Source organism: Megasphaera sp. UBA4382 (assembly GCF_002391155.1).
In the GTDB taxonomy this organism is placed as follows: Bacteria; Bacillota; Negativicutes; order Veillonellales; family Megasphaeraceae; genus Megasphaera; species Megasphaera hexanoica.
On record NZ_DGRS01000025.1, the window covers coordinates 1 to 5,062 of the forward strand.

Annotated in this window: 1 protein-coding gene and 1 pseudogene; both read right to left on the bottom strand. The window is 51.3% G+C overall.

The annotated features are described in order from the left end of the window. Window positions 1-271 (bottom strand): annotated as a pseudogene (locus B4H10_RS02885) (solute carrier family 23 protein); the annotation flags it as partial. Window positions 272-436: 165 nt separating this feature from the next. Continuing rightward, window positions 437-4,741, bottom strand: a complete 4,305-nt coding sequence (locus B4H10_RS02890; RefSeq protein ID WP_292018133.1) for a 2-hydroxyacyl-CoA dehydratase — start codon at window positions 4,739-4,741, stop codon at window positions 437-439. Between the last annotated feature and the right edge of the window lie 321 nt (window positions 4,742-5,062).

Below are 5,062 nucleotides of genomic sequence, written 5' to 3' on the forward strand. Positions count from 1 at the left end.
AGAAGGCGTTGAGGCCCATGCCGGGTGCCAGAGCGAAGGGATAGTTGGCAAAGGCAGCCATAAAGACCGTACCCAGACAGGAAGCCAGGGCCGTTGCCGTAAGGACAGCGCCCTTATCCATGCCGGTGATGCTTAAAATTGCCGGATTGACGGCCAGAATATAGGCCATGGTCATGAATGTCGTGATACCGGCCAGCATTTCTGTCCGGGCTGTCGTGCCATTAGCTGATAAATGGAATAGCCGGTCCAGAAAACCAGTTTCAGTTTGCATAGTGTATCTCCTTTCAATAAAAACATAAGGAATATAAAAACATATACTTTATTATAAATTGATTGCTCTCAATGGGCAACAAAAAACTTATATATGTGAGAGGAAGATGAAAAAAAGGTTTTCGGGAAAAGAAAGAGACTGCCTGGAAAGACAGTCTCAATCGTGTTATTCTTTTATGGCTTCGTTTAAACGGACTCCGTTGAGAAAGGGAAGGGTCGGTTTTTCTTTGGGATCGACCGGTTCGCGGATGCTTTCAAAGGTCGTCGTGAGCATCAGCTTCAGGCGGTTGGTCTGATTGACCGAGCTGGCACTGGGATCGTAGTCGATGGCGACGATATTCGTTTCAGGAAATGCCGCTTTCAGGGTCTTGATCATGCCCTTGCCGGTCACGTGGTTGGGCAGGCAGGCCCAGGGCTGGAGGCAGACGATGTCTTTGGCCCCCCGTTTGATCAGGTCGATCATATCCCCGGTCAGGAACCATCCTTCGCCGGCTTCATGGCCGAGAGACAGGAATTTCTTCGCGTCTTCGGCGATGTCGTAAATTGACGTGATGGGATCGAAATGGCGGCTCCGGGCTACGGCTTCCCTGTAGGGCTTGCGGTACCACTCCAGCAGCTTCACGAAGGATTTGCTCTTGAAGTTGTTCCACCAGCTGCCAGACAAATGGCTGTAGCGGAACTGGTCGTCGAGGAGACCGTAGAAGAAGAAGTCAGCCAGACCGGATACGATGATTTCCCCGCCTTCTTCTTCAATCATGCGCACAATGTGGTTGTTGGCAATGGGATGGAATTTGACGTAAATTTCCCCGACAAGACCGATACGGGGTTTCTTTTCGTCGGTCATATCGATGTTATCGAATTCCTGGACCATGGCGCGGATATTCTTCACGAAGGTGGAACGGTCGGCCTTTTTCAGGTCGGCCATGCATTTATCCTGCCATTTTTTAAACAGGGCTTCGGCCGTACCTTTTACCTTTTCATAGGGACGGGTCCGGTACAGCACCTGCTGCAGCGTATCGCCGTAAATCATGCCCATGACCAGGCGGTGCCAGAAGCCGATATGGGGCTGGAATCCCGGCTGCTTGTTCAATCCCTTGAGATTCAGGGACAGGATGGGGATGTCGCCCAGATTGGCGTCGGCCAGGGCTTTTCGTATCATGCCGATGTAGTTGGTAGCACGGCAGCAGCCTCCCGTCTGGGAAATCATGACGGACGTATGTTTCAGGTCGTATTTGCCCGATTTAAGCGCCGTAATAATCTGGCCAAGGGACATGATTGCCGGATAGCAGGCGTCGTTGTGAATATACGCCAGGCCGGTGTCGATTGCCTTCTGTCCCTGGTGATGGATCATTTCCACCCGGTATCCTTCATAATCGAAAGCCGGTTTGAATAAGGGGAAATGAATCGGCGTCATAGACGGTGCAAGGATGACATCCTTTGCCTTGTCTTCTTTTGTGAAGACAGCCTTTTCGTACGTATAGGGTTCGGGCTTGTTCGAAATGGGTTTGCGGTGGTTCATGACGAACAGGAGAGACCGCAGGCGGATGCGGATAGCACCGAGGTTGGAGCCTTCGTCGATTTTCAGCAGCGTATGGATTTTATGTCCGTGTGCCAGAATTTCCTGCACCTGATCGGCGACGATGGCATCGAGGCCGCAGCCGAAGGAATTCAGTTCCACTAGTTCCAGGTTGGCATGCTGTTCGACGTACTGGGCCGCCCGGTAGAGGCGGGAGTGATAGGACCACTGGTCTACGACTCGCAGGTGGCCCGGGAATTGTCCCAGCGGTGCCACTCCGTCTTCGGTGAGGACGGCAAGGCCCAGGCTGTTGATGAGTTCGGGAATGCCGTGATTGATTTCCGGATCGACGTGATAGGGGCGTCCGCAGAGGACGATAGCCCGTTCGCCTTTTTTGGCGAGCATGTCCAGCGTGGCTTTGGTCATGGCATAGTATTGCTGCTTATACGCTTCTTCTTCTTTCCAGGCAGCTTCACAGGCCTCTTTGATTTCGCCTTTTTCCAGTCCCCATATGCGGAGTTCGTCCTGCAGGCGCGGGACAATGCGTTTGGGGTCGTGGAGCGGCAGGAATGGGCACAGGTACCGTGTATTCGTATCGCTCAGCCGTTCGGCCATGTTATTGCGGATGACTTCCGGGTAACTCATGACCATGGGGCAGTTGAACGTATTGTCTTTACTGCCTTCTTTGGGCCCGTTCTGGATGCAGGGATAGAAGATGCGATCGACCCCTTTTTCCAGCAGGTTTTCAATATGGCCGTGGACAAGTTTGGCCGGATAGCAGGCAGAATCGGAAGGAATCGTTTCCATGGCCTTTTCAAAGAGCTTTTTAGACGAAGGATCGGATAAGACGACGCGGTATCCAAGGTGGGTGAAGAAGGTAAACCAGAAGGGATAATCTTCATACATATTGAGCACGCGGGGAATGCCTACGGTACCGCGGGGAGCGTTTCCTGCTTCCAACGGCTTATAGTGGTTGAACAGGCGGTTGTACTTTACCTTGTACATATTCGGCAGAGACTTGCGTTTTTTAGCCGACGAACTGGCAGCGCCCCGTTCACAGCGGTTCCCCGTTATGAAAGACCGGCCGTCATTAAAGGTATTGACCGTGAGCAGACAATTATTGGTGCACAAACCACAGTGGCGGATCGATGTCGTGACTTTGAGGCCGTCCAGGTCTTCCCGGCTGAGGAGCGTCGATGTAGTGTGATCTTCGTGATAGGTATTCTTGCAGATCAGTCCCATGCCGAAAGCGCCCATGAGGCCGGCAATAGCCGGGCGGATGACGTGGCGGCCCAGAAGCTTTTCAAAGGCGCGCAGCACGGCGTCATTATAGAACGTACCGCCCTGGACTACGATGTGCTTGCCCAGTTTGTCTGGATCTTTTACTTTGATGACCTTGTACAGGGCATTTTTGATGACCGAGTAGGAAAGGCCGGCGGAAATATCGGCGAGGGTCGCCCCTTCTTTCTGGGCCTGTTTGACCTTGGAATTCATGAATACGGTGCAGCGGGAACCCAGGTCGATCGGGCTTTTGGCAAAGAGTGCCGCTTTGGCAAATTCTTCGATGGATAAATTCAGCGATTTGGCAAAGGTATCGAGGAAGGAGCCACAGCCCGATGAGCAGGCTTCATTGAGCAGGATGTCTTCGATGTGGCCGTCCTTCAGGCGGCTGCATTTCATATCCTGTCCGCCGATATCAAGGATGAAATCGACATCAGGGCAAAAATGGGCAGCGGCCTGATAATGGGCTATCGTTTCTACTTCACCCAGGTCGATGTGCAGGGCTTCCTTCAGCAGAAATTCGCCATATCCGGTTATACCCGATTTGGCGATGAAGGCCCCTTCCGGCAGGAGCCGGTAGATTTCGGCAACGATTTTCTGGGCTGCTTTCAGTGGGCTGCCTTCATTGTTCTGATAATGAGAATAGAGAATTTTGTTGTCTTCACTCAGGAGGACGGCCTTGATTGTCGTGCTGCCTGCATCGAGGCCGAGATAACATGGGCCACGGTACGATGAAAGGTCGGCTCTGGGGACCGTATGCTCGCTGTGGCGGCGGTTGAATTCGTCAAATTCTTCTTTAGACGCAAAGAGAGGTTCCACCCGGTCCGACTGTGCCAGAGACGATTCGTCTACATTTTTCAGCTGCCGCATGAGATGCATGAAGGAGAGCGGTTTTTCTTTAAAACTGCCAAGAGCCGCGCCGATGGCGACATAGACCTGGGCGTTTTCCGGCGCAACGACCTGATCGTCGCGCAGATGCAGCGTCCGGGAAAATTGCTTGCGCAGCTGGGGAAGGAAGGTAAGCGGTCCGCCCAGGAAGCAGACTGTTCCCCGGATAGGTCTGCCACAGGCAAGGCCTGTAATGGTCTGCAGGACGATGGACTGGAATACGGAAGCTGCTACATTTTCCTTGCTGGCACCATCATTGAGGAGGGCCTGTACGTCCGTTTTGGCGAAAACACCGCAGCGGGCGGCAATAGGGTACAGGGTATCCGATTTTTCTGCCAGTGCATTGAGGCCGCTGGCGTCGGTGTGCAGGAGTGTCGCCATCTGATCGATGAATGCGCCTGTCCCGCCGGCGCAATTACCATTCATACGGTGTTCGTTACCACCGGTAAGATAGGTAATTTTTGCATCTTCCCCGCCGAGTTCGATGATGACGTCTGACTGGGGATGATATGTACGTACGGCTTTGGTGCCGGCAATGACTTCCTGGATAAAGGTAATGCCAAGATAGTCTGCCAGCGCAATGCCGCCCGAACCGGTAATAGCCATGGTAATCTGCCGGTCGCCAAAAATTTCATAGGCATTTTCCAGCAGATCCCAGACCTTTTGACGGATATCCGTATAATGACGGACATAGCAGGCGTGGAGGCAGTGCTTTAATTCATCGAGTACGGCGATTTTTACGGTTGTAGAACCAATATCGATGCCGATATGTAATAAATTTTTCATAGATAAACCTCACACAATTAGTCTGTAGTAGTAACTATATCTGGAAATTTGTATAGATAGAGTCTACATTATATTTTACCATATTATAAAAAAAGAGGAAGCGTTCAAATGAAATATCGTAAAAAAATAGAAAAGAGATTCCTAATAAATAATCATTAGTCGAGGAATTTGTGGTGTGTACAGAAAAAATAGAAGAAAATGCAAAAAACATATTGACAGAACGTTCAGGAAATGATAAAATCATCTACGTTATCGGCACTCGATACTGTGTGCGAGATAATCGAAATACATATGGCGGGTATGGTGAAGCGGTTAACACGG